Origin of the sequence: Mesorhizobium sp. B2-1-1 (assembly GCF_006442975.2) — a bacterium.
Taxonomy (GTDB): Bacteria; Pseudomonadota; Alphaproteobacteria; order Rhizobiales; family Rhizobiaceae; genus Mesorhizobium.
The window spans coordinates 3,308,908-3,335,809 of record NZ_CP083954.1; the positions used below are offsets into that span (position 1 = coordinate 3,308,908).

A 26,902-nucleotide genomic window follows, 5' to 3' on the forward strand; every position below is an offset into this window, starting at 1 on the left:
GTGTCGTTGTGATGTTTTGGCAACACTTTCTGAACAACCCCTGCGCTAGAAGTCAGGCCGACGAAATTGCCCATTTCCCGCCATAAACCCGGCGCACCTCGATCTTGTCTCGGGACACGCGCCAAAAGGCTCGGCGATGGGAGCAGGCCGCACCGCCCTCTTGCGAGGAAGATGTGGGGCAAGGAAGAGTATGGACGCCAAAGTCATCTCCAAGGCTAAGCTCCCCAGCCGCTATGTGACCGTCGGTCCGGCGCGTGCGCCGCATCGCTCCTATCTCTATGCCATGGGCCTGTCGGCGGCCGAGATCGCACAGCCGCTGGTCGGCGTCGCCTCCTGCTGGAACGAAGCGGCGCCCTGCAACATTTCGCTGATGCGCCAGGCGCAAGTGGTCAAGAAGGGCGTCGCGGCCGCCAACGGCACGCCGCGCGAATTCTGCACCATCACCGTCACCGACGGCATCGCCATGGGCCACCAGGGCATGAAGTCGTCGCTGGTGTCGCGCGAGGTCATCGCCGATTCGGTCGAGCTCACCATGCGCGGCCATTGCTACGACGCGCTGGTCGGGCTCGCCGGCTGCGACAAGTCGCTGCCCGGCATGATGATGGCCATGGTGCGGCTCAACGTGCCGTCGATCTTCATCTATGGCGGCTCGATCCTGCCCGGCAGCTACCGCGGCCGCCAGATCACCGTGCAGGATGTGTTCGAAGCGGTCGGCCAGCACTCGGTCGGCACGATCGGCGATGCCGAACTGCTTGAAATCGAGCAGGCCGCCTGTCCCTCGGCCGGCTCCTGCGGCGCCCAGTTCACCGCCAACACGATGGCGACCGTGGCCGAGGCGATCGGTCTGGCACTGCCCTATTCCTGCGGCGCGCCGGCGCCTTATGAAATGCGCGATCGTTTCAACTTCGCCTCCGGCGAAAAGATCATGGAACTGATCGCCAGGAACATCCGGCCGCGCGACATCGTCACGCTGAAAGCACTGGAGAACGCGGCGACGGTGGTTTCGGCCACCGGCGGCTCGACCAATGCGGCGCTGCATTTGCCGGCCATAGCGCATGAGGCCGGCATCAAGTTCGACCTGTTCGATGTCGCCCGGATTTTCGAGAAGACGCCATACATCGCCGACCTCAAGCCCGGCGGCAAATATGTCGCCAAGGACATGTTCGAGGCCGGCGGCATTCCGCTGTTGATGAAGACGCTGCTCGACCACGGCTACCTGCATGGCGATTGCCTGACGGTCACTGGCCGCACTTTGGCCGAAAATATGGAGCATATTGCCTGGAATGAACACCAGGATGTGGTCCGCCCGGCCGACAGACCTATTACCCAAACCGGCGGTGTCGTGGGCTTGAAGGGAAACCTTGCCCCCGAAGGCGCGATCGTGAAGGTCGCGGGCATGACGGAGTTGAAGTTCTCCGGCCCAGCGCGCTGCTTCGATTCGGAAGAGGAATGTTTCGAAGCGGTGACGCATCGCAACTACCGGGAAGGCGAAGTTCTCGTCATCCGCTACGAAGGGCCGCGCGGCGGACCGGGCATGCGCGAGATGCTGTCGACGACGGCGGCACTCTACGGCCAGGGCATGGGTGGCAAGGTGGCGCTGATCACAGACGGCCGTTTCTCGGGCGCGACGCGCGGCTTCTGCATCGGCCATGTCGGGCCGGAGGCAGCCGTTGGCGGTCCGATCGGCCTCATCCGGGACGGCGATGTGATCTCTATAGATGCCGTGAACGGCACGATCGATGTGGCGTTGTCCGATAGGGAACTGGCTGCGAGGGCAAAGAGTTGGAAGGCGCGCACGACCGACTATCAGTCCGGCGCGATATGGAAATACGCACAGACGGTAGGTTCCGCCCGCGACGGCGCAGTCACCCATCCGGGCGGTGCGAAAGAAACACACTGCTATGCGGACATCTGAGTTGTTGAGGTCGTCTGTCCTTCCGGCACTGGTCGCGTTAGCGATCTTTGGCGCCGTCGGCCAGGCCATGGCCTTCGACGACAAGGTGTTCGACGACAAGACCGGCGTGAAGCCGCAGTCGAGCCCCTGGGCGGTGTTCCAGTTCGGTTTCTCCGCCTACAAGAACGGCCACAAGGAACAGGCCGCGGAGGCCTATAAATACGCCGCCGAGAACGGCCAGATCGGCGCTACCTGGAAGCTTGCCCGCATGTATGCCGAGGGTGACGGCGTGGCGCGCGACGATTACGAGGCGTTCAAGTTCTTCTCGGAGATCGTCGATCAGGACGTCGAGCCCGGCTCACCGGAAGAAAGCTACGTTTCCGACGCGCTGGTGGCGCTGGGCGACTATTTGCGCAAGGGCATTCCCGGCAGCCCGGTGACCGAGAACGAAGTGGCGGCCCAGGAATATTACATGCGCGCCGCCGCCAACTACCGCAACCCGAATGCCCAGTTCGAGATGGGGCAGATGTTCCTGAAGGGCGAGGGCGGCGTGAAGGCCAGCGTCAAGCAGGCCGGGCGCTGGTTCCAGCTCGCCGCCGAAAAAGGCCATGCCGGCGCGCAGGCGACGCTTGGCCATCTGTTGTTCCAGAGCGGCAAGATCGTGCGCGGCCTGGCGATGATGACGGCAGCACTCGAACGTGCGGCGCCCGCCGACCAGCCCTGGATCCGCGGCATGCAGGAGGAGGCCTTTGCCGCCGCCGGCGAAGCCGACCGCCGCACAGCGATCTCGCTCGCTGACGACATCCTGACCAAGGGCAACAGCGCCGATCAGTAAGGATGATCTCCCCACGAGGAGATCGCTAATCAGACATTAATTCTCGGTCGGCTCCGGCGGCACCATGCTGGGAGCCGGCGCCGAGATCGGCGTCATCCGCCGGTGCGGCGCCAGCCTGTCTGCCGGGCAGCTGTCCCCGACTTTCGTCCATGAGGTGTTGTTGAGCACCATCTCGCAGCGGGCGAGGTGGTTCTTGTCGGCGATCGTCAGACAGGCGACCTGGCCGACCGGGTAGGATTTTCCATTGGCAAGACATTCCTCGGCGGCGAAAGCCGCCGCAGGGACGGCGACAGCGAATGCCAGGCCGATCGGACAAAGGACAAGTCGTATGGTCATGGGAACCCCAGCCGCCATGATGATCTCCCATCATGCGCCTGATTGTGGCGATACGAGGTCCAGCGCGGGCCCGGGGTCTCCCTCAGGCCGGCAGCAAATCGAGATCGATGGCCACCGGCACGTGGTCGGACGGTTTTTCCCAGGCGCGCACATGCTTTTCGATCGAGGCCGATGAAAACCGGTTGGCGGCCTCGGGCGACAGCAGCAGGTGGTCGATGCGGATGCCGTTGTTCTTCTGCCAGGCGCCGGCCTGGTAGTCCCAGAAGGTGAAGGTGTCGCCCGCATCGGTGACCGAACGCACCGCTTCGGTGAAGCCGAGATTTTTCAACCTGCGGAACGCCTGCCGCGTCTGCGGCTGGAAGAGCGCATCATTCAGCCAGTTCTCCGGGAACTTCGCGTCGACAGGTTCGGGAATGACGTTGTAGTCACCGGCCAGCACCAGGGCTTCCTCCAGCCTCAGCCGCTCCTCGGCCCAGCGCTCCAGCCGTGCCATCCAGGACAGCTTGTAGGAGAATTTCCTCTCGTCATCGATCGGATTGCCGTTCGGCAGATAGAGCGAGGCGACGCGCAATGCGCCCTTGTCGGTCGAGAACACGCCTTCGATGAAGCGCGCATGCTCGTCGGCGTCGTCGCCGGGCAGACCTCTGATGACCTCGTCGAAGCGCAATTTCGACAGCAGGGCGACGCCGTTGAAACCCTTCTGGCCGTGGGTTTCCACATTGTAGCCAAGCGCCTCGATCTCGGCGCGCGGGAACTGCTCGTCGACCGTCTTGATCTCCTGCAGGCAGACGATGTCGGGGGCGCTTTCGGTCAGCCAATGGGTGAGATTGCCGATGCGGGCGCGAATGCCGTTGATGTTCCAGGTGACGATCTTCATGGCGGCCTCAATGTTCTTCCGGGGCAAGACGTTCGACCAGGCCGATCGTATTGCCTGCGGGATCCTTTAGAAAGGCCATCCACTCGCTTTCCCCCGCCGGACCGAACTGGCCCTCGGTGTCGCGATGAACAAGCGTTGGAGGCGCGGTGAAGGGAACGCCCGCAGCTTTCGCGCCGGCGTGGAAATCCTCGAGACCTGATATGTCGAGATAGACGGTTCCGGCCGGAATGCCGTCGGTGAACAGCAGCCGCACGCTGCCGGCCATGATGAAGGCGATGCCCGGCGGATCGTAACGCACATGCACGCTCATCCCGAGCACGTCGCACCAGAAGGCCAGAGTCGCGTCGAGGTCTCGCCCGGCCGAGAGCGCGACCTGACGAACCGCGCCAATGGCAGGCATGTTGTTCCTAAATGGAGAAGCTTGTGCCGCAGCCGCAGGAGGCGACCGCATTCGGGTTGCGGATCTGGAACGACTGGCCCATCAGGTCGTCGACGAAATCAATCACCGACCCGCCCATATAGACCAGCGACAGATCATCGATCAGAACCGTGGCGCCGTCCTTCTCGATGGCGACATCGTCGTCGTTGCGCGCGTCGACCAGATCGAACTTGTAGGAAAAGCCGGAGCAGCCGCCGCCTTCGACGGAAACGCGCAACGCCGTCTTGCCGGCCTCGTCCGACACAATCTTGGCGATCCGCCTTGCGGCGGCATCGGTCATCTCGACTTTCATGGCGGTCTTGGCATCCGCGCCCATGGGCGTCACCTTGCTTTCGGTTTCACATGATAGGTATGAAGCGCGAAGGGCCAAGTCAACCGGCCATAGTCTGGCGGCCATAGTCTAGCGGCCAAAGTCAGGCGGCCAAAGTCAGGCGGCATCGACCATGACCAACGAGTTGGGCGACATCGGATTCGGCTATAGGCCCCGCGCGGCCTATGCCAGCGATCCGGCGCGCTCGCGCGGGCGCCTGTTCGAAGAGGTCGAAAGCCCGACCCGTACGCCGTTCCAGCGCGACCGCGACCGCATCATCCATTCCACCGCGTTCCGCCGGCTGAAACACAAGACGCAGGTCTTCATCGCCCATGAAGGCGATCATTACCGTACCCGGCTGACCCATTCGATCGAGGTGGCGCAGATCGCACGCGCTCTGGCGCGGGCGCTGCGCGGCGACGAGGATCTGGCTGAAGCGGTGGCGCTGGTGCATGATTTCGGCCACACGCCCTTCGGCCACACCGGCGAGGACGCCCTCAACGAGAAGATGGCTGATTGGGGCGGCTTCGACCACAACGCGCAATCGCTTCGCATCGTGACAAGGCTGGAAGCGCGTTACGCCGAGTTCGACGGGCTGAATCTGACCTGGGAAACGCTGGAAGGCCTGGTCAAGCACAATGGTCCGCTGACCGATGCCAACGGCAAGGGCCTGAAGGGTCCGGTGCCGCAGGCGATCCGCGACTATTCGGAACTGCACGACCTCGAGCTCGACCGGTTCGCCGGCATCGAGGCGCAGTGTGCTGCCATCGCCGACGACATCGCCTACAACACGCACGACATCGACGACGGCCTGAGGGCGGGGCTGCTGACGCTGGACATGCTGAAGGCCGTCTCGCTGCCGGGCACAATCCTGGAGGGGGTGCGCGCGCGCTATCCCAATCTCGACGAGGTGCGCACCGGCCACGAGCTGATGCGGCGCCAGATTACGGCCATGGTCGAGGACGTGATCAGGTCGACCACCGCCAATCTGGAACGCACCGGGCCGCGGAGCGCCGATGCGGTGAGGGCGGCGGGCGAGACGATGGTGACCTTTTCCGCCGAAATGGCCGTCGCCGAGAAAGAGCTGAAGGCCTTTCTCTACAAGCACCTCTACCGGCACAAGGAAGTCATGCGCGTGCGCGCCGATGCGGAGCGGATCGTCAGGGACCTGTTCGACGTCTATTTCGCCGACCCGCGCGCTATGCCGGACGGCTGGCGCGAGGGGCTCGACCGGGCCGAGGATCGCATCAAGGCGCGCAGCGTGGCCGACTTCCTGGCGGGGATGACCGACACCTACGCGCTGAAGGAACACCGGCGTTTGTTTGACCATACGCCGGATTTGAGCTAGGGCGGGCTCGATTTTGCCGGCCAACAAGCCGGATTCCCTGCAAAGCCGCCAGAGTCATACCCATGAACATCTTCGCCGACTTCACCGCGCGAATCATAAAAGCCGTCGAAGCGCTTGATCTGAAAGACAGTGACGGTGTTTCGCCCGATCTGTCGCGCATCGCCGTCGAGCCGCCGCGCGATGCCAGCCATGGCGATCTCGCGACCAATGCGGCGATGGTGCTGGCCAAGCCCACCGGCCAGAACCCGCGGGTGCTGGCTGAGCGCCTGGCGCTCGCGCTGCGGGACGACAAGGATATCGCGGCCGCCGAGGTTGCTGGCCCGGGCTTCGTCAATTTGCGGCTCAAGGACGGTTTCTGGCAGGCACATCTCACGACGCTTCTGGGCGAGGGCCGCAATTACGGCCGCTCCAGCATCGGCGGCGGCAGGAAGGCCAATGTGGAATATGTATCGGCCAACCCGACGGGGCCAATGCATGTCGGCCATTGCCGTGGTGCCGTCGTTGGCGATGCGCTTGCCAATCTGATGGCCTTTGCCGGTTATGACGTGACCAAGGAATATGTCATCAACGACGCCGGCTCGCAGATCGACGTTCTCGGGCGCTCGGTGATGCTGCGTTATCGCGAAGCGCTTGGCGACGAGGTCGGCGAGATCCCGGCCGGGCTCTATCCAGGCGACTATCTGGTCCCGGTCGGGCAGGCGCTGGCCAAGGAATTCGGCCGGTCCTTGCTGCAGATGCCGGACGAAGAGGCGCTCGCCATCGTCAAGGACCGCACCATCGACGCGATGATGGCGATGATCCGCGAGGATCTGGCGCTGCTCAACGTGCATCATGACGTGTTCTTCTCCGAGCGCACGCTGCACGCCGACAATGCCAGGAAGATCCGCTCGGCGATCAACGACCTGACGCTGAAGGGCCATATCTACAAAGGCAAGCTGCCGCCGCCCAAGGGCGAGAGGCCGGACGACTGGGAAGATCGCGAACAGACCCTGTTCCGTTCGACGGCGGTCGGCGACGACATGGACCGGGCGCTGGTCAAGTCGGATGGCTCGTTCACCTATTTCGCCGCCGACGTCGCCTATCTCAAGGACAAGGTCGATCGCGGCTTCGTCGAACTGATCTACGTGCTCGGCGCCGATCATGGCGGCTATGTCAAGCGGCTGGAAGCGCTGGCGCGGGCGATCGCCGGCGACGAGGTGAAGCTCACGGTTCTTCTGTGCAACCTGGTAAAGCTGTTTCGCGATGGCGAGCCGGTGCGCATGTCCAAGCGGTCCGGCGATTTCGTGACGCTGCGCGAGGTTGTGGAGGAAGTCGGCCGCGACCCCATCCGCTTCATGATGCTCTATCGCAAGAACGATGCGCCGCTCGATTTCGACTTCGCCAAGGTGACCGAGCAGTCCAAGGACAATCCGGTGTTCTATGTGCAGTACGCTTCGGCGCGCTGCCATTCGGTATTCCGGCAGGCGAGCGAGCAGTTGGGAGAGGCCAATTTCGATCGCAACAGTCTGGCGGCTGCCGTGGCGTTGCTGACCGACGAAGGCGAGATCGGCCTGATCAGGAAACTCGCTGAATATCCACGGTTGATCGAGTCGGCGGCACTTGCGCTCGAGCCGCATCGGCTGGCATTCTACCTCTACGATCTGGCCTCAAGCTTCCACGGGCACTGGAACCGCGGCACCGATAATCCGGACTTACGTTTTGTTAAGGTTAACGACCGACAATTGACGCATGCCAGACTAGGGCTGGTGCAGGCTGTTTCGGATGTCTTGACGTCCGGCCTGACGCTGATCGGCGCCGCGGCGCCCACCGAAATGCGTTAGGTTTGACTAAAAAACCTGTCACCTTTTGCCCACATTGCGCTGGTAAGGGCCAACCCTGCGCGACGTCCATGGCGTCCGAATGAGTGCGAGTTCGGGAACAATAATGGCAGACAGAACCCAGCTGAGAATAGCCGACAACAACGACATCGCCAACGATGATCCGTTCGCGGAACTGACCAGGATCATGGGGTTCGACCCGCGCCAGCCGGTCAAGCCACAGGCGCCCGCCCAACCGAAAGCCGCCGCTGACCAGCAGGCGCAGGAGGTCGATTTCGACATCGATCTCGAAAAGGAGTTGATGGGCGACTTCGACTTTGCCGAAGGCAACGCCGCGACGGTCGCCGATGTTGATGAGCCGGCGTTCGACGCCGCCGCTACCGACGGCATGGATGACGAACTCGCCATGGCGTTCGACGACATGCAGCTCGACGATGAGCATGGTGCCGACGACGCTGTTGCCGAGGCCGCGCCAACCGTCGATGCCGCTTTCGATACGGATTTCGACGATGCGGTAGCCAGCTCTCTCGATGGCGTTTCGCCGCTCGATGACGATCTGCCCATGGCGGACGAGCTTGCGGCATCGCTCGATCAGGACTTCCGGCTTGATGACGCGACCGATGCGGCCGAGCCCGCCTTGACCGCCGAAGTGGCGGAGCCTGTCGCGGAGCCTACCGTCGACCATGAATTCGACGATGGCTTTGCCCTTTCGCTCGAAGACGAACTGATGCTCGATGGTCACGTGGCGGAGCAGCAGCCTGAAGCGGCCGCGGCTCCGGTCGAGCCTCCCGTCGAGGCGGCGCTGAACGCGAACCATGCGGTTTCCGAAGAGGATTTTGGCGATCGCTTTGATGACGCCACGGCTTTCGACGACGGGCTGGCGGATATCGATTTCGATCTGGCTGCCGATCACTCGGTCGCGACCGATGCGCCCGTGGCTGCGGAGACGGATGCGCTTGACGCGCATGACGTGACCGCCGAGACGGCAGATGCGCACGAAATGGAGGACGTGTTCGCCGAGGCGACGGATGCGGAAGGCGAGGCGGCAGACCTGGCCGCCGATGAGCCGCTGGACGATGCTTTCGAGCAGGATTTCAACGACGCGCTTGCCGAAGCGACGGACGAGCCGGCCGCTGAGCCTGTGGCTGCCCCCGTTCATCCGGCCGCCCCGGCTATGGCCGAACCGGTGCATGCCGCCGCCGACGAGCGTAGCCTTGAAGACGAGTTGAACGCGCTGTTGGGCGCCATGAGCGCACGCTCGGCGCCGGTGGCCGAGGAGGAGGTAGCGGTTCAGCAGCCTGTCGCCGCGACCGCGAAACCCGACGAAGAACCGACGGCCGGTGACCTCGACTGGAACCTGGACGAACCTGCGGCGACGCAGCAGCATCAGGCGGTCTCGACCGCTGACGTCGATCTTGACGATCTCATGCTCGATGAGCTTCAGGACCAGGACCTCGGCGCGCATGCCACTGTCTCTGGAGACGATGATTTCGAAGCGGAACTCGCCGCAAGCATCGACCTGGCCGAAGGAATCGACCGGGATGAAGACCTCGCCGCGGATTCCGCCGCGCCGGAAACTTTCCGCGACGATCCCCTCGATTGGCTGACGACGCAGTCCACTCCGCCCGAGCCGGCCCGCTCGTGGAGCCGGGTTACGCCGGTCCCGCAGCCGCAACAGGCGAGTTTTACCGCCCAGCCGATGGCTTCGGCGGCCCCCATGGCGGCGCCGGCTGCCGCGATCCCGACCTATCGTGCGGCCGAGCCTGCCGCTTATGCGGCGCCGGCCGCCGCGCAGTGCGAGCAGTCCGCGTTCGATGACGAGATGCCTGACGTCGAGACCGTCGATGTGCCGGAGCGCGTCGTGGCGCTTCAGGATGATCTCGACATTCCGGAATTGCACTTCGAAGAGGACGAGCCGGCCGCGCCCGGCTACGACGATCTCGACGCCGAATTCTCCAATCTGCTGACCGAGATGAATACAGTGGATGTCGCTGCGGCTCCCGCAAACGCCAGCGCGCCCTATGCCGACGACTCCTACAATCCCGGCTTCAAGTCGGGATACGATGCCTTTGAACAGGGCTATGAGGCGCTCAAGCCGGGCTATGAGGGGCTCAAGCCGGGCTATGAGGGGCTCAAGCCGGGCTATCAGCCCGAGGCCCGCACCTACGCGGCACGGCCGGCGGAAATGTCTGCCCGCGCGACAGCGCCGGCAGGCTATGCCGACGCCACCAACGGCTTCGACGTCGACGACTTGCCCGGCAGCCAGCCGGTTTCACAGGCCGACGATTTTGCCGTCGACGAGCTCGACTACGATCCCGAGCTGGACGAGGCGATGTCGGTTCCTGGTCTCGCCGAACGCGAGGCCGGCGGGTCGCCGCGCAGGCGCGGCCTGCTCATCGCCGCCATTGTCGGTGCAGTCGTTGTCACCGGAGGCCTCGGCGCCTTCGCGCTGTCTCCGGGCGGCCAGGGCGGCAGTGACGCCCCGGTCCTGGTCAAGGCGGACAATGCACCGATCAAGGTCAAGCCGGAAAACCCGGGCGGCGCCGTGGTGCCGAACCAGGACAACAAGGTCTATGACGCGGTCGCCAAGGGCGCCAAGCCCGCCGAGCCGGTCCAGCAGAAGCTCGTCACCAATGTCGAGGAACCGGTGGATGTGGCGGCGAAAGATCCGGCTCGCGCCGTCGATCTCTCGCCCGACCAGACCGCAGCCGACATGGCGGACGGCGACGGCGGCGATGCTCCGACTGCCGTTGCGGCGCCGGCCAACAACGCCGCGCCCGCAGCCAAGTCGGAGGACCGCATCGCGCAGGTTCTGCAGGATGTCGACAAGGGCGCAAATCCCGACGTCGTCGCCGTGGCGCCGCGCAAGGTTAGGACCATGGTGGTCAAATCGGACGGGTCGCTGGTGCCGCGTGAGGATCCGGCGCCCGCCGCACCGAAAGTGGCTGCCGTGGAGCCGGTCGATCCGGCGCCGCAACATGTCGCGCCGTCGGCTCAGGCCGATGCCGACCAGACCGGCACGGTGGCGCCGGACGCCGCGCAGGCGGACGACGAGCCAGCCCTGAAACCGGTGGCCGAGCCCAAGGCGGAAGCCAAGGCCCAGTCGGCCAACACGCCGGCCAAGGTTCCGGTCGCGCCGCAGCGCCCGTCCGACCAGCCGGTCGACGTGGTCGGCGAGGTCAAGCCCGATCAGGTTGCCTCCATCAGTCCCGCGGCGCCCTCGACCGGCGGCGGTTCGTGGTCGATGCAGATCGCCTCGCAGCCGACGGTCGAAAGCGCGCAGTCGACCTATCAGGATCTGCAGCGTCGCTATGGTGGCGTGCTTTCCGGCCGCACCGCCAACATCGTCAAGGCGGAGATCGCCGGCAAGGGGACTTTCTACCGCGTCCGCGTGCCCGCGCAGTCGCGCAACGATGCCATCAATCTGTGCACCAGCTACAAGGCTGCCGGCGGCAACTGCTTCGTGTCGAGGTAGTCATTCACCTCCCGTGTCGGAGGAGAGCAGTTTGAAAACCGGCGCGGCCTCAACGCCGCGCCGTTTTCTTTTTGCACTTTTCGACGTGATTCCCTTTGGCCGCGGAAGATTCTAGACTCGTCGGCATGACCGAATCAAAATCCATGATCCTCGGCTGTGCCGGGAAGTCGCTCACCCGCGAAGAAATCAGTTTCTATCGCAATGAATGCCCGTGGGCCTTCATCCTGTTTGCCCGCAACATCAGCGAGACCGAGCAGATCCGCGATCTGGTCGCCGAGATGCGCGACTGCATCGGACGCCCGGACGCGCTGGTGTTCATCGACCAGGAGGGCGGCAGGGTGCAGCGGCTGCGGCCGCCTCTGGCGCCGAACTATCCAGCCGGCGGCGCGCTCGGTGCGCTGTGGCGCGACGACCATGACGCCGGAGCCCGCGCCGCCTGGCTGATGGCGCGGCTGCACGCTTTCGACCTTCTGCGCTACGGCATCACGGCGGATTGCCTGCCGGTGCTCGACGTGCCGATCGAAGGGGCGAGCGACGTCATCGGCGCGCGCGCCTATGGCAAGGAGCCGCGCCCGGTCATCGAGCTCGGCCGCGCCGCGGCGGAAGGCCTGATGTCTGGCGGCGTGCTGCCGGTCATGAAGCATATTCCCGGCCATGGCCGGGCTTTCGCGGACACGCATTTCGAACTGCCTGTCGTCGACGCTTCGATGAGCGAGCTGCAGCGGCACGATTTTGCGCCGTTCAGGGAACTCAACCACCTGCCGATGGCCATGACCGCGCATGTCGTCTACAGCGCGATCGACCCGAAAAACCCGGCAACCACCTCCGGCAAGGTCATCGACGAGATCATTCGCCGCGAGATCGGCTTCGATGGGCTGCTGATGAGCGACGACACCTCGATGAAGGCACTTTCTGGGGATTTCCCGACAAAGGCGGCCTCGATCCTTGCGGCCGGCTGCGATCTGGTCCTTCACTGCAACGGCGTTTTCGAGGAGATGGCGGGCACCGCATCGCGAACCAAAGGGCTTGAGGGCAAGTCGCTTGAGCGTGCAAACCGGGCAATGACCTATATAGAAAAACGCGACGCGGCTGAAGAAACCGAGATACGCGCCGAATTCGCCACCTATTTCGATGCGGTGGCCTGACAGAGGGAAGAACGGGACGTGGCGGAAGCATTGGAAAGCAAGGCCGGGAAGGCCGCACCGATGGACCGCCTGTGGGCCGAAAGCGATGATTCCCGGCTGACCGGCGATCCGTCGCTGGTCGTCGACGTCGCAGGATTCGAAGGCCCGCTCGATCTTCTGCTGCATCTTGCCCGCAACCAGAAGGTCGATCTCGCGCGCATTTCCATCCTGGCGCTGGCCGAGCAGTATTTGGCCTTCGTCGAGACGGCGAGGGCACTGAGACTTGAGCTCGCCGCGGACTATCTGGTGATGGCGGCGTGGCTCGCCTTCCTCAAATCGAAGCTTTTGATCCCGAAGCAGCCGGGCGAGGAAGGCGAAAGCGGCGAGGAACTGGCGGCGGTGCTGCAATTCCGGCTCAAGCGGCTGGAAGCCATGCGCGATGCATCGGCGCGGCTGGTCAACCGGAACCGGCTCGGCCGCGACGTGTTCGCGCGCGGCATGCCGGAAATGGTCATCATCGAGAAGCGCAATGCCTATTCGGCGTCGCTCTACGATCTGCTCACCGCCTATGCCCAGCAGCGCCAGAAGCAGGCAATCACCAATGTCACGATCGCCAGGCGCGGCGTCTGGTCGCTCAAGGACGCCCGCGATATCCTGACAAGGCTGATCGGCTCGCTGCAGGACTGGACGGCGCTCGACAGTTTTCTCGTCCGATATCTGTCCAGCCCGGAAGAGCGGCGCACCGCGATCGCCAGCTCGTTCGCGGCGACACTGGAACTCGTGCGCGAGGGCAAGATGGATGTGCGGCAGGACGAGGTGTTCGCGCCGATCTATCTGCGCGACCACCGCGCACCGGCAATCAAGGCAGTCGAGGTGGCATCATGAGCGAACGCGCCAACGCTTCGGTTGTCCCGTTCAAGATGGACAACGAACCGGAGGAGGGCGAGATCGACCAGGCTTCGGTTCAGAATCCGGCCCAGAATCCGGCGCAGAATCCCGCCGAGCGGCTGCATATGGCGGAGGCGGTGCGCATGGCCGAGGCGATCGTTTTCGCCAGTGCCGAGCCCGTCAGCGAAAAGCAGTTGGCCGCGCGCCTTCCCGATGGCATCAACATCGCGCTCGCGATGGCCGAGCTGCAGCAGATCTATGCGCGGCGCGGCGTCAACCTGGTGCGGGTCGGCGATGCCTGGGCGTTTCGCACCGCCGGCGATCTCGCCTTCCTGATGAGCCGCGACACCGTCCAGCAGCGCAAGCTGTCGCGCGCGGCGCTCGAAGTGCTGGCGATCATCGCCTATCACCAGCCGGTGACGCGCGCCGAGATCGAGGACATCAGAGGCGTCGAAACCTCGAAGGGCACGCTGGATACGCTCTTGGAGACGGAATGGGTACGCATGCGCGGCAGGCGCAAAACGCCCGGCCGTCCCGTGACCTATGGCACCACCGAAACCTTCCTCGACCATTTCGCGCTCGAGGAAATCCGCGATCTCCCCGGCATGGAGGAGTTGAAGGGTGCCGGCCTGCTTTCGGGCCGCATGCCTTCGAATTTCTCCATTCCGCAGCCGCCGGCGGACCCGGATGTACTGACCGAGGACGAGGATCCGCTGACGGATATCGATCTCGAGGAACTCGGCCTGCTGACGCCGCGCGTCACGGAAGATTGACCGCAAGCCTCTGTTCCTGGAGGCTTTCCCGGGCTAGATGCGCCGATTGGTAGCGGACCGCATTGCGGAAAATGCGTGACATCCGACACCCTTTCATAAACTCTGTCGCGGTTGTGTTTGAATCCCAACGCGAAAACGCATAGATCATCGGCAGGGAAACCATTCGAGAGAGAGTTGCTATGGGTTCATTTTCGATTTGGCACTGGATGATCGTGCTGGTCATCGTGCTTCTGGTGTTCGGCCGCGGCAAGATACCCGAGCTGATGGGCGACATGGCCAAGGGTATCAAGAGCTTCAAGAAGGGCATGGCCGACGACGACGTTGCCGACGACAAGCGTACCGTCGAACATCGCGCCGACGAAACCGTTTCGGCAGCGAAGGAAAAGGCCAGCAAGAGCTGAGCCAAGGGTTGTTGCTTTTGTGTGTGTCGTTGTCCCAGAACCGCTTCGCACTTTTGGGCGGCATGCATTAGTCGGAACGGATAGCCATGTTTGAAGTCGGCTGGACCGAAATGCTGGTGATCGCGATCGTTATGATCGTGGTCGTCGGGCCGAAGGATTTGCCCAACATGCTGCGCACCTTCGGCCGCACGACGGCGAAGCTGCGTGCCATGGCGGCCGATTTCCAGAAGCAGTTCAACGAGGCGCTGAAGGAAGCGGAGCTCGACGACGTCAAGAAATCGGTCGACGAGCTAAGGGGGCTCAGCCCGGTTGCCGAGATCAGGAAACAGCTCAATCCGTTCGAGCAGGCGGCCGCCGATGTACGTTCCGGCGTCGACGCGGCGATGAAGCCGAAGCCGGCCGTCGATACGGCAGCGCCCGCCGGCTCGGTGCCGCAGGCGGCCGAACCGTTGAAGAACGGCGCGACCACCATGCCGGGGCCCACTGAACCCGATACCGCGCCGGCCGCGCCGATCTTCCCAGTCATGACCGATGAATCGGTGGTGGCGTCCTCAGCGCCGACAGAGCTGGCGCCAAAGACACCTGCGGCAGGGAAAGCGGCCAAGCCCGCCAAGGCTTCGGCGAACGGCGCGAAAGCTTCCACGCCTGCGAAAGCGGCGACCGCCAAACCCGCGCCAGCACCCAAAGCGCCGGCGAAGCCCGTGGCGGCGTCAAAGGCTGCCAAACCGGCAGCAGCCAAGGCGGCGACGACCAAGGCCGAGGCGAAACCGGCTCCAGCGAAGAAGTCAGTGGCCAAAAAGACGGCGGGAGCCGCCAAGTGAGCGTTTCGGACAAGGAAAAGGACGAGATCGAGAAATCCTCGGCGCCGCTGATGGAGCATCTCATCGAGTTGCGCCGCCGGCTGATCTGGTCGCTCGGCGGCTTCTTCGCCGCGTTCCTGGTCTGCTTCTTCTTCGCCAAGAAGCTGTTCAACCTACTTGTCGTGCCATTCAAATGGGCGACGCAATGGGCGGGGCTCGACCCGCACAAGGTCGAGCTGATCTATACCGCGCCGCAGGAATTCTTCTTCACGCAGGTCAAGCTCGCCATGTTCGGCGGCATGGTGATCGCCTTTCCGCTGATCGCCACGCAGATCTACAAGTTCATCGCGCCCGGCCTCTACAAGAACGAACGCAACGCCTTCCTGCCGTTCCTGATCGCGTCGCCAATCCTGTTCCTGATGGGCGCCTCGCTGGTCTATTTCTTCTTCACGCCGATGGTGATGTGGTTTTTCCTCGCCATGCAGCAGTCGGGCACCAACGACCAGGTGCAGATTTCGCTGCTGCCGAAGGTGTCGGAATATCTCAGCCTGATCATGACGCTGATCTTCTCCTTCGGCCTGGTATTCCAACTGCCGGTGGTGACCAGCCTGATGACGCGCGTCGGCATGCTGTCATCCAAGGCGCTGGCCGAGAAGCGCAAATGGGCGATCGTCATCGCCTTCGTCGTCGCGGCGGTGCTGACGCCGCCCGACCCGATGAGCCAGATCGGCCTCGCCATCCCGACCATCCTGCTCTACGAGGTCGCCATCTGGTCGGCGCGGATGATTGAACGCAGCCAGGAGCGCGAGCGCCTGGCGCGGGAGAAGCAGCAATCCGAGGAAGAGGTGGCGGAAAAGCCGGCAGACGCATCCTCCACATAGGGCAGGCGCGTCGCCCCTGCGGGCTGCCGGCCTCGGAATCGGTGCGCGGCCCGGTGCCGATAGGAATTTTTTCTTGACTTGGTGCCCGCCGCTATGGTACATATTCGGTTATGGTGCTGATTTGCGCCAACGACCCGCCGCCGAGGCGGGTTTTTTATTTCTGGACTGTCGCGCTATCCCTCACCACTCGAAAGCGGGCTCGCGGCCCCTGCCGTCAGCAAGCCCGATCTTGCATCGATCAGAGATGCGGTTTACCCCCTCTGGCCTGAAACGCATCGCGAAACCGACGATGCGTTTCAGGCTATATTCTTGGAGCATATCGTAGCGCAAACCGCCGCGCGCTTTGGCGGCAAGCTACCGCAGGAGCTTTCAGACCATGCTTGACATCAAATGGATTCGCGACAACCCGAAGGCCCTTGTCGAGGCGCTGGTCAAGCGCTCGTGGTCGGTCGAGGAAGCGCAGTCCACCGTCGATGACCTGATCGCCAGGGACGAGGCGCGGCGCGAACATGTCACCGAGCTGCAGACCAAGCAGGAACGCCGCAACGCCGCCTCGAAAGAGATCGGCAACGCCATGCGTTCGGGCGATGCCGCCCTTGCCGAAAAACTGAAAGCCGAAGTCGGCGAGATAAAAACCTTCATCCAGAACGGCGAGGCGCGCGAGCGCGAGCTCGACAAGGCGCTGAACGACGCGCTGGCGGTGCTGCCCAATGTGCCGCTCGACGATGTGCCGGTCGGCAAGGACGAGCACGACAACGTGGTCAAGCATATCGTCGGCAAGGTGCCGACCCGCCCGAACTGGGTGAAGGAGCATTTCGAGATCGGCGAAGCGCTCGGCATGATGGATTTCGAGCGTGCGGCAAAGCTGTCGGGCTCGCGCTTCACCGTGCTGAAGAGCGGGCTGGCGCGGATGGAACGCGCGATCGGCCAGTTCATGCTCGACCTGCACACGACCGAGCATGGCTATGAGGAAGTCATCCCGCCGCTGATGGTCAAGGACGATGTTCTTTTCGGCACCAACCAGCTGCCGAAGTTCGAGGAGGATCTGTTCTTCACGCCGCATGGGGACGGCAGGCTTGGCCTGATCCCCACCGCCGAAGTGCCGCTCACCAACCTCGTGCGCGAGGAGATCACCGCCCATGAGAAACTGCCGCTGCGCTACACCGCGCTGACGCCGTGCTTCCGCTCGGAGGCCGGCTCGGCAGGGCGCGACACGCGCGGCATGCTGCGCCAGCACCAGTTCTACAAGGTCGAGCTGGTGTCGATCACCGATCAGGAGTCCTCGCTCGCCGAGCATGAGCGGATGACCGAGTGTGCCGAGGAAGTGCTGAAGCGGCTCGAATTGCCGTTCCGCACCATGGTGCTGTGCACCGGGGACATGGGTTTTGGCGCGCGAAAAACCTATGACATCGAGGTGTGGCTGCCCGGCCAGAACGCCTATCGCGAAATCTCGTCCTGCTCTGTCTGCGGCGATTTCCAGGCCAGGCGCATGGAAGCCCGCTACAAGGACAAAGACGGCAAGGGCAACCGCTTCGTCCATACGCTGAACGGCTCAGGCACGGCTGTCGGGCGCGCACTTATCGCCGTCATCGAAAACTACCAGAACGAGGATGGCAGCGTAACCATTCCTGAAGTGCTGCGGCCTTATATGGGCGGGCTGGAAAAGATCGAATCGAAATAATGCGTATTCTCCTGACCAATGACGACGGCATTCATGCCGAGGGCCTGGCGTCGCTCGAGCGCGTCGCGCGCACATTGTCCGACGATGTCTGGGTGGTGGCGCCGGAGCAGGACCAGTCCGGCTATGCGCACTCGCTCTCGATCTCGGAGCCGCTGCGGCTGAGGAAAATCGGCGAGAAGCACTTTGCCGTGCGCGGCACGCCGACCGACTGCGTCATCATGGGCGTGAAGAAGATTCTGCCCGGCGCGCCCGACCTGATCCTGTCGGGCATCAATTCCGGCGCCAACATCGCTGACGACGTCACCTATTCGGGAACCGTCGCCGGCGCGATGGAGGGCGCGTTGCTCGGCATACGCTCGATCGCGCTCAGCCAGGGCTACAGCACTATCGGCGAGGACCGCGTCGTTCCCTACGAGACCACCGAGGCGCTGGCGCCGGCGCTGCTCAAGAAACTCGTCGCGACGCCGCTGCCGGACGGCGTGCTGCTCAACGTCAATTTTCCGAACTGCCTGCCTGAAGAGGTCGCCGGCACGGTGGTCACCTCGCAGGGCAAGCTCGTACACAGCCTGTGGGTCGAGGAACGCCGCGATGGGCGCGGGCTGCCGTACTACTGGCTGCGCTTCGGCCGCGAACCCGTCGAGGGCAAGCAGGGCACCGACCTTTTTGCGCTGCGCAATCGCCTGGTGTCGGTGACGCCGTTGCAGCTCGACCTCACAGCGCATGAGATTCGTGACCAGCTGAGCAAGGCCCTTGCATGAACCTGCCGATCGATGACCGAGAAGGATTTGCCGCCTTCCTGCTGCGCCTGCGCGGCAGGGGGACCGTGCCGAAGGCGCTGATCGCGGCCTTCGAGGCGACACCGCGGCGCGGCTTCCTGGCCGCCCAATTCCATTCCATCGCCTGGTCGGACCGCATGCTGCCGATCGAATGCGGCGAAGCGATCGAGGGCGCGGACATGCAGGCGGCGGTGATCGCCGCACTCGCCATCGAAGTCGGGAATCGCGTGCTCGAGATCGGTACCGGCTCCGGTTATACGGCAGCGGTGATGTCGCGCCTGTCAGGCCGGGTTGTCACCATCGACCGCTACAAGACGCTGGTCGAACAGGCGCGGCAGCGCTTCGAGGCGCTCGGCATCGGCAACGTCATCGCGCGCCAGGTGGATGGTTCCTCCGGTTTGGCCGCAGAAGGCCCGTTCGACCGGATCGTCGCCTGGGCCGCCTTCGACAGCCTGCCGCGTTTCCTGCTCGACCAGTTGTCGAGCGGCGGCATCGTGATCGCGCCGATCGGACCGGAGGAGGGCGAGCAGGTGCTGGCCAAGCTCACCAAGGTCGGCAGCCGTTTCGAGCGCGAGGATATCGGCCTCGTGCGCCTGCAGCCGGTATTGCGCAGCCTGGCGGCCGTTATCTAGGGATTGTCCATGTCAGCCGGCCTGCAACGGCGGCTGCGCGTGCCTCTATATGGGCAGTCTGGGCGGCCTCAAATATTTTAAGAAATTTTGCGTCTGATTCTAAGGGGTTAACCGACCAGTAACATTAACGCGCTTTAATCCTGTCCAGTTGGTGCAGAGTTTGTGCGGGTTAGTGCGATGCAACTCAGTGTTTTGAAGGCAAACAATCGCAATTTGGCGCGGGGCTGCGCTGTTCTCATGATCGCGGGTGCCGCGGCTGGGTGCAGCTCGCAAGTGTCGCGGTTCAACGGCGTCGACGACGTCTTCACCTCCTCGACAAACAATCAGCGCGCCATCATCAACAAGCAGGATGCCGTGCAGCAGCCCTATCCGGGGGATGTCGCGGCCGCGCCGCTCGATGGCAGCCACACGCAGTCGGTCAGCCGCTCCAGCCTCGAACCGGTGTCGACGCGGCCGCTGCCGCCACCGGTCGCCCAGGCGCAGCCCGCTCCCGCGCTGGCACCCGCCGCCAATCCGGTGCGTGTTGCATCGGCGCCCGCTCTGGTGCGCCCGGCACCGCATGTCGACCGGACGGCGACCGGCACGGTTGCTCCCGCGGCCAAGCCCTTCAAGGATGCCCAGCCCGACGCCAAGGCAGCCGGCACGGCGCATGCCACCGAAATCGTCGTCAGGGACGGTGAAACGATCTCCGGGCTGGCGCAGCACTACAAGGTGCCGGCCGACGTGATCATGAAGGTCAACGGGCTGAGCGCGACCAAGGGGCTGAAGACCGGCCAGAAGATCATCATTCCGGCCTACGCCTATTCCAGCAAGGCCGAGCCCAAGATGGCCGATGCCAAGCCCGCTAATGGCAAGCGCGACGTGCCGGCCACCGCGCCGGAAAAGGTTGCCGTGCTGCCGCAGCAGCCGAAGCTCAAGGAGGGCAAGTCAGCCGCGCAGGTCGATGCTTCGGCCGCGGCGAACAAGCCCAAAGACAGCAAGCCCGCGCCGCAAATTGCCGCCGCCGCGCCCAAGGCCGGCGCCGGCGCCTATACGGTGCAGTCGGGCGATACGCTTTCCTCGATCGCCAGGAAGACTGGCGTCGGGGTTGTCGCCATCAAGCAGGCGAACGGCATGCAGGACGGCTTGCTGAAGATCGGCCAGACGCTGAAGGTGCCGGCCGGCGGAACGGCCACGGTGGCCGCCGCAAAGCCGGCGACGGTAGACCCGGTGACGACAGCCACGACGCAGCCGACGGCCAAGACGACGCCGTCGCAAACGCTGGCTTCCTACACGCCGCCGAAGAAGGACGCCAAGGTCATCCAGCAGGCCGAGGATGACGACGCTGTGGCGCCGGACGCCACCGGCATAGGCAAGATGCGCTGGCCGGTGCGCGGCCGCGTCATTTCCGGCTTCGGTTCCGGCAAGGACGGCGTCGACATCGCCGTGCCGGCGGGCACGCCGGTCAAGGCGGCCGAGAATGGCGTCGTCATCTATGCCGGCGACGGCCTCAAGGAATTCGGCAATACGGTGCTGGTGCGGCACGAGAATGGCCTGGTCACCGTCTACGGTCACGCCAGCTCGATCGAGGTCCAGCGCGGCCAGAAGGTCAAGCGCGGCCAGGAGATCGCGCTGTCGGGCATGAGCGGCACGACGGACTCGCCGAAGCTGCATTTCGAAGTGCGCAAGAACTCGGCCCCGGTCGATCCCTCCGGCTATCTCGAATAGTCGGGGCTATTTCGAATAGAATAAAAAAAGCGATTTGCGGGCCGCCTGACCTCCAGTCCGGCCCGCCGGCTCAGCCCGCCCCGCAAGGAGCGGGCTTTTTCAGTTGGTCGCGGGATGCACGTCGCTATCTCAATGTATGTCGTCGTTCCAAAACCGGGGCCGCCGTCAGAAAAGCGGTTATCTGCATTTTAACTAATGTAGAGGAAAGTCATTCTCGACGCTCTGCAAGGAGAGTGGAATGATTGAATCTGTCGAAGAGGATGAACTTCCGTCCGCCAGCCCAACGCATCGCTGGCAATCGCATGTACGAGCAACTGCTTTAATCGTTGCGCCGGTCATTTCGATCGCAAGTGCCGCTTTGGCCGGCTATTTCTCCTATGCGGTGATCAATACCAAGCCGCCCACAGACATGTCCGAGCTGGCCATTTCCATCCTGAAATCAGGTGATGCTTCACCAGAAATGCAGGCCTGGGCGACCGATACACTCGGGATACAAACCGATATTCCCATGGTTCTGGGAAGCATAAAGCCTGTGCGGGAATGAACACGATATAGAAACCGGCGTCCCCGGACGGGTCGGCCACGAAACTTTTGTGGCCGGCTCCTGCCGTCACTCGGTGAGCCGCGCCTAATCCTTCAACGGCTTGCCGAGCCGGCCTGCGAGGTCCTGCGTGAACTGCCAGGCGACGCGGCCCGAGCGGCTGCCGCGTGTCGTCGCCCATTCCAGCGCCTCGGCGCGCAACTGCCCGGGGTCGATGTCGAGCCCATGATGGCTGGCGTAGCCGTTGACCATTTCGAGATATTCGTCCTGCGAACATTTGTGGAAGCCGAGCCACAAGCCGAAGCGATCGGAGAGCGAAACCTTCTCCTCGACCGCCTCGGACGGATTGATGGCGGTGGAGCGCTCATTGTCGATCATGTCTCGCGGCAGAAGATGGCGGCGGTTCGACGTGGCGTAGAAAATGACATTGGCCGGGCGGCCTTCGACGCCGCCTTCGAGTGCTGCCTTCAACGATTTGTAGGAGGTATCGTCATGGTCGAAGGAGAGGTCGTCGCAAAACAGGATGAAGCGGTAAGGCGCGGCCTTCAGCAGCGTCATCAGCTTCGGCAGCGTATCGATGTCCTCCCGATGGATCTCTATCAGCTTGAGCGGGCGGTCGAGTTTCGGCGAGGCGTTGATTGCGGCATGCACGGCCTTGACCAGCGACGATTTGCCCATGCCGCGCGCGCCCCACAAAAGCACGTTGTTGGCGGCATAGCCGGAGGCGAAGCGTTCTGTGTTGTCGACGAGGATGTCGCGCACACGGTCGACGCCGCGGATCAGGCCGATGTCGACGCGGTTCACCTTGCGCACCGGCTCCAGGTAACCCGGATCCGCCTGCCAGGCGAAGCAATCGGCTCCGCCAAGGTCGGTTTCGGGCACAGGCGGCGGGGCGAGGCGGCTGACCGCCTCGATCAGGCGGTCGAGTTTCTGGTTCAATGCGTCGATGCTGGTATCGGTCATCTCAGGTCTTTTGCTCTGGTTCCGCGAGGGAAGGTGTGGCCGGGTTCGATCCCGACGGTTTCGAAACTCGCTGCAACCGTTTGTTACAGCGCGATCTTTTGCGAAAACCCGCTCGCGCTTTTCGCGGTCATGCTCTAACACGGGCGAACAGGCCGGAAAAGCAGCCGATTTGCCCGGCCACGCAGTTGCATTGGCAACTTTACCGACTATATTCCGGCCAAATTTCGCGGGGCTGCCAAATCCACTGAGCCGTTTGGCGGCTGTTTTCAAAATTCAGGAGTACCTCGATGTTCGTGACACCGGCATATGCCCAAGGCATTGGGGCTTCTCCCGACATGTTCATCAGCATTTTGCCGTTCGTCCTGATCTTCGTGATCATGTATTTTCTCATCATCCGGCCGCAGCGCACGCAGCTGAAGAAGCGCGGCGAGATGCTGGCGGCCGTGCGCCGCGGCGACACGGTCGTCACCGGCGGCGGCTTCGTCGGCAAGGTGACCAAGGTGATCGACGACCATGAGCTCGAGATCGACCTCGGTGGCGGCACGAAGGTGACGGCGTTGCGCTCGACGATCGCCGACGTGCGCGTCAAGGGCGAGCCGGTAGCGAACCAGAACGCCAAGAAATAACCAAATTCCAGGCGGAGCGATCCGCGGACGGGGCCCTGACAAGCGACGGCATATGTCTCATTTTTGGCGCCTGAAGATGATGCTGACGTGGCTTGCCGTAGCCACGATGACCGTCTTCGACACGTCCAACCTTTTCGCCGCCAGTCCGCATGCCATGCGGCCCGAGCGGCCTGCCGACAGTCCGGCAGTCGTTCGAGCAGGGCAAGACGGTTCGCATCTCCTGCTCCATCTGGTGGTGGCGGATGTGATCGACGGCCGGCTGAAGATTGCGCGTGGCGATGTCCGGGCGCTTCTGATGGAGGCCAGGATCGGCTACACGGGGCTTGCTGTGTCGGGCAGGACCTTGCAGGTGCGCATCACGAATCCGGCTCAGCTTGAGGCGGCAAAGACAGCGCTCAAGACGGTAACGGATGTTGCCCCGGACAGCCGCGTTCAGGAAATGACGCTGGATTCCAAAGCCGGCTTGCTCAAATTCACGCTGACGGATGCGGGTTTGAAGTATCAGACCTCTAACGCGATTTCTCAGTCGATTAAGGTCATCAAAAATCGTCTCCAAGATCTGCGTGTCGCCGGCACGGTGGCCCAACCAGCGGACCAAGACGGCATACTTGTTCAGACGTCAGACATCGCCGATCGGCAAACGCTGGAAAAAATTCTCACCCGGCCTGGTCGCCTGAGCTTCCATTTGGTTGACCTTTCGATGCCGGTGAACGATGCGATCAGCGGTTCCCCGCCTGTTGGCTCGCTGGTGGTGTATACGCAGGACGATCCGCCGGTTCCTTACCTGGTCGAGAATCGGGTCATCCTCTCGGATAAGGACGTGCTCGACGCCCGCCCAACTTACAGTGGGCAGCAAAATGACGAACCGGTTGTCGTGTTCCGGTTTGGCGCCAAAGGCGCGGCACGGTTCAAACAGGTTACAACGCAAAATGTGGGCAAGCCATTGGCTGTGATCCTGGATGACCACGTGATTTCAGCACCTGTCATTCGCGAGCCCATCGATGGTGGTTACGGTCAAGTCTCGGGCAATTTCACGGTCCGGGAAGCCAACACCATCGCCATGCTGTTGCGAACCGGCCCATTGCCGGCAAGATTGACAATCGCTGAAGAAGCACGATAGGGCCGGCCGTGCTCAGAATGAGAAACGGGCCCGCGAACCGAACCGATGGCGGAATGCTGCCGCTTGTACGCCTGAACGGATAAGAACTGATGCTTTATTTCTCGCGCTTCAAGATGATCCTGATCTGGCTGGCCGTGGCCGCCACAGTGGTCCTCGCCGCGCCCAATCTCATTCCCGCAAGCACGCTGGCGCAGCTTCCGAGCTGGGTGCCCAAGCGGCAGATGACGCTCGGCCTCGACCTGCAGGGCGGCTCGCACATCCTGCTCCAGATGGATCAGAACGATCTGGTGAAGGCGCAGCTGGAGACGACGCGTGACGAGATCCGGACGCTGCTGCGCGAGGCCAAGATAGGCTATACCGGCCTGGCGGGCACGGGCAGGACCGTACAGGTCCGCATACAGGACCCGAACCAGCTCGATGCGGCCAAGACGGCACTGAAGCCGCTGACCGATCCGGTCGCCGCCAGCTTGTTCACCGGCGGCTCCGTCCAGGAGATGGCGCTGGATGATTCCGAGCCCGGCCTGCTCAAATTCACCGTCACCGACGCCGGCATAAAATATCGCACGTCGGCTGCGTTGGCACAGTCGATCGAAGTCGTCGAACGCCGCGTCAACGAACTCGGCACCACCGAACCGATCGTGCAGCGGCAGGGCGACGACCGCATTCTGGTGCAGGTGCCCGGTTTGCAGGACCCGCAAAGGCTGAAGGAAATCATCGGCCAGACCGCCAAGCTGACCTTCCAGATGGTGGACCAGTCTATGCCGGTGCAGGATGCGCTGAAGGGCCGTCCGCCGGCCGGTTCATCGATCCTCTATTCGCAGGACGATCCGCCGGTTCCCTACCTGATCGAAAACCGCGTCATCGTTTCCGGCGAAGACCTCTCCAAAGCGACCGCAACCTACAACTCGCAGACCAACGAGCCGGTGGTTTCCTTCACCTTCAACTCGCGCGGCGCGACACGGTTCGGGCAGGCGACATCGCAGAATGTCGGCAAGCTGTTCGCCATCATCCTCGACAACCAAGTGATTTCGGCGCCGCAGATCCGCGAGCCGATCCTGGGCGGCAGCGGCCAGATCTCAGGCAATTTCACGGCCGAGAGCGCCAATGACCTCGCGGTCCTGCTGCGCGCAGGCGCGCTGCCGGCAAAGCTGACCGTGATCGAGGAGCGCACGGTGGGTCCGGGCCTCGGCCAAGATTCGATCCATGCCGGCAAGGTCGCCGGCATCATCGGCTCTATCCTTGTCGTCGCCTTCATGTTCGTCGCCTACGGCTTCCTCGGCTTCCTCGCCAACATCGCGCTGGCGGTGCACGTGGCGATGATCGTCGGACTGCTATCGCTGCTTGGCGCGACACTGACCTTGCCAGGCATTGCCGGTATCGTGCTGACCATCGGCATGGCCGTCGATTCCAACGTGCTGATTTATGAGCGCATCCGCGAGGAGCGGCGCGCCGGACGCTCGGTGATCCAGGCGATCGACACCGGCTTCTCGAAGGCGCTGGCGACGATCGTCGATTCCAACGTCACCTCGCTGATCGCGACCGTGGTGCTGTTCTATCTCGGAACGGGGCCGGTGAAGGGCTTTGCCATCACCTACGCCATCGGCATCCTGACCACGGTGTTCACCGCCTTCACCTTTACCCGGCTGCTGGTGTCCATCTGGCTGCGCCGCGCGCGTCCGAAGGAATTGCCGCGGGCGCCGGTAACCTTCATTCCGCCCGGCACGAAGATCCCGTTTATGGGCATCCGCCGCTGGACCTTCGCGCTGTCGAGCCTGCTGTCGGTCCTGTCGGTGGTGCTGTTCATGACCGTCGACATCAATTACGGCATCGATTTCAAGGGCGGATCGCTGATCGAGGTGAAGTCCAAGAGCGGCAATGCCGATCTTGCCGACATCAGAGCCAGGCTCTCGGAACTGAATATCGGCGAAGTGCAGGTGCAGCAGTTCGGCGAGCCGAATGACGTGCTGATCCGTGTCGGCACGCAGGACGGCGGCGAGAATGCCGAGCAGACCGTCATCGACAAGGTTCGTGGCGAGTTGCAGGACAATTACGATTTCCGCCGCGTCGAGGTGGTGGGACCGACCGTGTCAGGAGAACTGGCCAAGCAAGGCACGATCGCCATGCTGGTCGCGCTGGTGGGTATCCTGATCTATGTCTGGTTCCGCTTCGAATGGCAGTTCGCGGTCGGCGCCATCGTGGCGACGGTCCATGACGTGGTCATGACCATAGGCTTCTTCGTTATAACCGGGCTGGAGTTCAACCAATCGTCGCTGGCGGCGATCCTGACCATCATCGGCTACTCGCTGAACGACACGATCGTGGTCTATGACCGCGTTCGCGAGGATCTCAGGAAATACAAGAAGATGCCGCTGCCGCAGCTCCTCAACAACGCCATCAACGAGACGCTGTCGCGAACGACGCTGACCTCGGTGACGACGATCCTGGCGCTCCTGGCACTGGTGCTGTTCGGCGGCGAGGTGATCCGCTCGTTCACGATGGCAATGCTGTTCGGCGTCATCTTCGGCACCTATTCGTCGATCTTCATCGCCGCGCCGCTGCTGATCCTGTTCAAGCTGCGGCCGCAGGCCACGAGCTCGGACGAGGAAAAGCCGGTCGGCGGCGGCAAGGCGGTCGCGACCTGACGCGCGACCCGAAGGG

Annotated in this window: 24 protein-coding genes; 19 read left to right on the top strand and 5 right to left on the bottom strand. The window is 63.4% G+C overall.

The window, feature by feature from the left end:
• The first annotated feature begins 190 nt into the window (after nt 1–190).
• Both ilvD and FJ972_RS16165 read left to right on the top strand, forming a co-directional pair.
• Nucleotides 191–1,915, top strand: coding sequence for a dihydroxy-acid dehydratase (gene ilvD / locus FJ972_RS16160; RefSeq protein ID WP_140495754.1), 1,725 nt, complete (start codon nt 191–193; stop codon nt 1,913–1,915).
• Complete coding sequence (locus FJ972_RS16165; RefSeq protein ID WP_140517142.1) at nt 1,902–2,729, top strand: tetratricopeptide repeat protein; 828 nt, start codon at nt 1,902–1,904, stop codon at nt 2,727–2,729. Before ilvD ends, FJ972_RS16165 begins: the two co-directional genes overlap by 14 nt.
• A 36-nt stretch (nt 2,730–2,765) precedes the next feature.
• On the opposite strand, the gene FJ972_RS16170 is transcribed toward FJ972_RS16165, so the two are convergent.
• The 4 genes from FJ972_RS16170 to erpA all read right to left on the bottom strand — a co-directional run bounded on the left by FJ972_RS16170 (nt 2,766) and on the right by erpA (nt 4,697).
• On the bottom strand, nt 2,766–3,083 hold the full coding sequence (locus FJ972_RS16170) for a hypothetical protein (protein WP_140521039.1): 318 nt from the start codon (nt 3,081–3,083) through the stop codon (nt 2,766–2,768).
• Nucleotides 3,084–3,147: 64 nt separating this feature from the next.
• Entirely contained in the window at nt 3,148–3,942 is a 795-nt protein-coding gene (xth, locus tag FJ972_RS16175; RefSeq protein ID WP_140495757.1) for an exodeoxyribonuclease III, read from the bottom strand.
• A gap of 7 nt (nt 3,943–3,949) precedes the next feature.
• Nucleotides 3,950–4,342: a VOC family protein gene (locus FJ972_RS16180; protein ID WP_140495758.1), complete on the bottom strand. Its 393-nt coding sequence runs from the start codon at nt 4,340–4,342 to the stop codon at nt 3,950–3,952.
• Nucleotides 4,343–4,349: 7 nt separating this feature from the next.
• Nucleotides 4,350–4,697: an iron-sulfur cluster insertion protein ErpA gene (gene erpA, locus FJ972_RS16185; protein WP_140495759.1), complete on the bottom strand. Its 348-nt coding sequence runs from the start codon at nt 4,695–4,697 to the stop codon at nt 4,350–4,352.
• Nucleotides 4,698–4,824: 127 nt separating this feature from the next.
• Here erpA and FJ972_RS16190 point away from each other — a divergent pair, with 127 nt between their 5' ends.
• From FJ972_RS16190 to FJ972_RS16255, 14 genes are all read left to right on the top strand, one after another.
• Nucleotides 4,825–6,039 carry a deoxyguanosinetriphosphate triphosphohydrolase gene (locus FJ972_RS16190; protein ID WP_140521038.1) on the top strand — a complete coding sequence of 405 codons (1,215 nt, stop codon included), beginning with the start codon at nt 4,825–4,827 and terminating at the stop codon, nt 6,037–6,039.
• Nucleotides 6,040–6,101: 62 nt separating this feature from the next.
• Nucleotides 6,102–7,859 carry an arginine--tRNA ligase gene (gene argS, locus FJ972_RS16195; protein WP_140521037.1) on the top strand — a complete coding sequence of 586 codons (1,758 nt, stop codon included), beginning with the start codon at nt 6,102–6,104 and terminating at the stop codon, nt 7,857–7,859.
• A gap of 103 nt (nt 7,860–7,962) precedes the next feature.
• Nucleotides 7,963–11,331, top strand: a complete 3,369-nt coding sequence (locus tag FJ972_RS16200; protein WP_140521036.1) for an SPOR domain-containing protein — start codon at nt 7,963–7,965, stop codon at nt 11,329–11,331.
• 125 nt (nt 11,332–11,456) lie between these two features.
• The gene (nagZ, locus tag FJ972_RS16205; RefSeq protein WP_140521035.1) at nt 11,457–12,476 is read left to right on the top strand and encodes a beta-N-acetylhexosaminidase; all 1,020 of its coding nucleotides are present in this window, start codon (nt 11,457–11,459) and stop codon (nt 12,474–12,476) included.
• A 60-nt stretch (nt 12,477–12,536) separates the two neighbouring features.
• On the top strand, nt 12,537–13,340 hold the full coding sequence (locus tag FJ972_RS16210) for a segregation and condensation protein A (protein WP_140521259.1): 804 nt from the start codon (nt 12,537–12,539) through the stop codon (nt 13,338–13,340).
• Nucleotides 13,337–14,116 (top strand): SMC-Scp complex subunit ScpB, encoded by a 780-nt coding sequence (gene scpB, locus FJ972_RS16215; RefSeq protein WP_140521034.1) that lies wholly within the window; start codon nt 13,337–13,339, stop codon nt 14,114–14,116. The genes FJ972_RS16210 and scpB overlap by 4 nt, the downstream gene beginning before the upstream one ends.
• A gap of 179 nt (nt 14,117–14,295) precedes the next feature.
• On the top strand, nt 14,296–14,517 hold the full coding sequence (locus tag FJ972_RS16220; RefSeq protein ID WP_015317533.1) for a twin-arginine translocase TatA/TatE family subunit: 222 nt from the start codon (nt 14,296–14,298) through the stop codon (nt 14,515–14,517).
• An 86-nt stretch (nt 14,518–14,603) separates the two neighbouring features.
• A complete protein-coding gene (gene tatB / locus FJ972_RS16225; RefSeq protein ID WP_140521033.1) occupies nt 14,604–15,338 on the top strand; it encodes a Sec-independent protein translocase protein TatB in 735 nt (244 codons plus the stop codon).
• Complete coding sequence (gene tatC / locus FJ972_RS16230) at nt 15,335–16,198, top strand: twin-arginine translocase subunit TatC (protein ID WP_140495766.1); 864 nt, start codon at nt 15,335–15,337, stop codon at nt 16,196–16,198. The genes tatB and tatC overlap by 4 nt, the downstream gene beginning before the upstream one ends.
• 376 nt (nt 16,199–16,574) lie before the next feature.
• A complete protein-coding gene (gene serS, locus FJ972_RS16235) occupies nt 16,575–17,879 on the top strand; it encodes a serine--tRNA ligase (RefSeq protein WP_140495767.1) in 1,305 nt (434 codons plus the stop codon).
• Complete coding sequence (gene surE / locus FJ972_RS16240; RefSeq protein WP_140495768.1) at nt 17,879–18,637, top strand: 5'/3'-nucleotidase SurE; 759 nt, start codon at nt 17,879–17,881, stop codon at nt 18,635–18,637. Before serS ends, surE begins: the two co-directional genes overlap by 1 nt.
• Nucleotides 18,634–19,287, top strand: a complete 654-nt coding sequence (locus FJ972_RS16245) for a protein-L-isoaspartate(D-aspartate) O-methyltransferase (protein WP_140495769.1) — start codon at nt 18,634–18,636, stop codon at nt 19,285–19,287. The genes surE and FJ972_RS16245 overlap by 4 nt, the downstream gene beginning before the upstream one ends.
• Before the next feature lie 177 nt (nt 19,288–19,464).
• On the top strand, nt 19,465–20,994 hold the full coding sequence (locus FJ972_RS16250; protein WP_140521032.1) for a LysM peptidoglycan-binding domain-containing M23 family metallopeptidase: 1,530 nt from the start codon (nt 19,465–19,467) through the stop codon (nt 20,992–20,994).
• 238 nt (nt 20,995–21,232) lie between these two features.
• Nucleotides 21,233–21,538 (top strand): hypothetical protein, encoded by a 306-nt coding sequence (locus FJ972_RS16255; RefSeq protein WP_140521031.1) that lies wholly within the window; start codon nt 21,233–21,235, stop codon nt 21,536–21,538.
• Between the two features lie 84 nt (nt 21,539–21,622).
• On the opposite strand, the gene FJ972_RS16260 is transcribed toward FJ972_RS16255, so the two are convergent.
• Complete coding sequence (locus FJ972_RS16260; RefSeq protein ID WP_140521030.1) at nt 21,623–22,498, bottom strand: ATP-binding protein; 876 nt, start codon at nt 22,496–22,498, stop codon at nt 21,623–21,625.
• A 287-nt stretch (nt 22,499–22,785) separates the two neighbouring features.
• Between FJ972_RS16260 and yajC the strand changes: the two genes are divergently transcribed.
• The 3 genes from yajC (at nt 22,786) to secDF (ending at nt 26,886) form a co-directional block, all read left to right on the top strand.
• Nucleotides 22,786–23,124 carry a preprotein translocase subunit YajC gene (yajC, locus tag FJ972_RS16265; protein ID WP_140495773.1) on the top strand — a complete coding sequence of 113 codons (339 nt, stop codon included), beginning with the start codon at nt 22,786–22,788 and terminating at the stop codon, nt 23,122–23,124.
• A gap of 52 nt (nt 23,125–23,176) precedes the next feature.
• The gene (locus FJ972_RS16270; RefSeq protein WP_140521029.1) at nt 23,177–24,244 is read left to right on the top strand and encodes a SecDF P1 head subdomain-containing protein; all 1,068 of its coding nucleotides are present in this window, start codon (nt 23,177–23,179) and stop codon (nt 24,242–24,244) included.
• 89 nt (nt 24,245–24,333) lie between these two features.
• Complete coding sequence (secDF, locus tag FJ972_RS16275) at nt 24,334–26,886, top strand: protein translocase subunit SecDF (RefSeq protein WP_140495775.1); 2,553 nt, start codon at nt 24,334–24,336, stop codon at nt 26,884–26,886.
• The last annotated feature ends 16 nt before the right edge of the window (nt 26,887–26,902 follow it).

Excerpts from the sequence above, each read along its gene's own strand:
- ilvD (WP_140495754.1), top strand. The coding sequence starts at position 191 with ATGGACGCCAAAGTCATCTCCAAGGCTAAGCTCCCCAGCCGCTATGTG.
- FJ972_RS16170 (WP_140521039.1), bottom strand. The coding sequence starts at position 3,083 with ATGGCGGCTGGGGTTCCCATGACCATACGACTTGTCCTTTGTCCGATC.
- yajC (WP_140495773.1), top strand. The coding sequence starts at position 22,786 with ATGTTCGTGACACCGGCATATGCCCAAGGCATTGGGGCTTCTCCCGAC.
- FJ972_RS16180 (WP_140495758.1), bottom strand. The coding sequence starts at position 4,342 with ATGCCTGCCATTGGCGCGGTTCGTCAGGTCGCGCTCTCGGCCGGGCGA.
- FJ972_RS16220 (WP_015317533.1), top strand. The coding sequence starts at position 14,296 with ATGGGTTCATTTTCGATTTGGCACTGGATGATCGTGCTGGTCATCGTG.
- secDF (WP_140495775.1), top strand. The coding sequence starts at position 24,334 with ATGCTTTATTTCTCGCGCTTCAAGATGATCCTGATCTGGCTGGCCGTG.
- serS (WP_140495767.1), top strand. The coding sequence starts at position 16,575 with ATGCTTGACATCAAATGGATTCGCGACAACCCGAAGGCCCTTGTCGAG.
- FJ972_RS16200 (WP_140521036.1), top strand. The coding sequence starts at position 7,963 with ATGGCAGACAGAACCCAGCTGAGAATAGCCGACAACAACGACATCGCC.
- erpA (WP_140495759.1), bottom strand. The coding sequence starts at position 4,697 with ATGGGCGCGGATGCCAAGACCGCCATGAAAGTCGAGATGACCGATGCC.
- FJ972_RS16165 (WP_140517142.1), top strand. The coding sequence starts at position 1,902 with ATGCGGACATCTGAGTTGTTGAGGTCGTCTGTCCTTCCGGCACTGGTC.
- tatB (WP_140521033.1), top strand. The coding sequence starts at position 14,604 with ATGTTTGAAGTCGGCTGGACCGAAATGCTGGTGATCGCGATCGTTATG.
- FJ972_RS16260 (WP_140521030.1), bottom strand. The coding sequence starts at position 22,498 with ATGACCGATACCAGCATCGACGCATTGAACCAGAAACTCGACCGCCTG.
- FJ972_RS16250 (WP_140521032.1), top strand. The coding sequence starts at position 19,465 with ATGCAACTCAGTGTTTTGAAGGCAAACAATCGCAATTTGGCGCGGGGC.
- FJ972_RS16190 (WP_140521038.1), top strand. The coding sequence starts at position 4,825 with ATGACCAACGAGTTGGGCGACATCGGATTCGGCTATAGGCCCCGCGCG.
- FJ972_RS16270 (WP_140521029.1), top strand. The coding sequence starts at position 23,177 with ATGTCTCATTTTTGGCGCCTGAAGATGATGCTGACGTGGCTTGCCGTA.
- argS (WP_140521037.1), top strand. The coding sequence starts at position 6,102 with ATGAACATCTTCGCCGACTTCACCGCGCGAATCATAAAAGCCGTCGAA.
- xth (WP_140495757.1), bottom strand. The coding sequence starts at position 3,942 with ATGAAGATCGTCACCTGGAACATCAACGGCATTCGCGCCCGCATCGGC.
- scpB (WP_140521034.1), top strand. The coding sequence starts at position 13,337 with ATGAGCGAACGCGCCAACGCTTCGGTTGTCCCGTTCAAGATGGACAAC.
- surE (WP_140495768.1), top strand. The coding sequence starts at position 17,879 with ATGCGTATTCTCCTGACCAATGACGACGGCATTCATGCCGAGGGCCTG.
- nagZ (WP_140521035.1), top strand. The coding sequence starts at position 11,457 with ATGACCGAATCAAAATCCATGATCCTCGGCTGTGCCGGGAAGTCGCTC.
- FJ972_RS16255 (WP_140521031.1), top strand. The coding sequence starts at position 21,233 with ATGATTGAATCTGTCGAAGAGGATGAACTTCCGTCCGCCAGCCCAACG.
- FJ972_RS16210 (WP_140521259.1), top strand. The coding sequence starts at position 12,537 with ATGGACCGCCTGTGGGCCGAAAGCGATGATTCCCGGCTGACCGGCGAT.
- FJ972_RS16245 (WP_140495769.1), top strand. The coding sequence starts at position 18,634 with ATGAACCTGCCGATCGATGACCGAGAAGGATTTGCCGCCTTCCTGCTG.